Source organism: Pseudoalteromonas sp. MER144-MNA-CIBAN-0113, assembly GCF_040308965.1.
Classification (GTDB): Bacteria; Pseudomonadota; Gammaproteobacteria; order Enterobacterales; family Alteromonadaceae; genus Pseudoalteromonas; species Pseudoalteromonas tetraodonis.
Genome location: NZ_JBEOOG010000380.1, coordinates 1 through 267 on the forward strand (window position 1 = coordinate 1; position 267 = coordinate 267).

Here is a 267-nt window from a genome sequence, read left to right on the forward strand (position 1 = left end):
CTTAGATACTTTAGGCAGCAATTGGAACATTACCTTATTTCATTATCGTAATCACGGTGGTTCGATGGGGAATGTACTGGCAGGTTTTGCTATTGAGCCGAGTCAGTATGAGATGTTTAACGAGCATTTGAATCGCTTAGGTTACAGTGTACAAGATGAAACACAAAATCCGTGTTTTACCCAATTTTTAACATCAAAACCGCAAGCAGAAAAAGCCGAAAAACTCGCCTCAGTATAACTCTTCTTTAAAGGCAGGCACCTAACTAG

General features: G+C 39.7%; 1 pseudogene. It reads left to right on the forward strand.

Annotated features, from left to right (window positions below):
- Positions 1-238: pseudogene (locus AAEY57_RS20135) on the forward strand (threonine ammonia-lyase, biosynthetic); the annotation flags it as partial.
- Between the last annotated feature and the right edge of the window lie 29 nt (positions 239-267).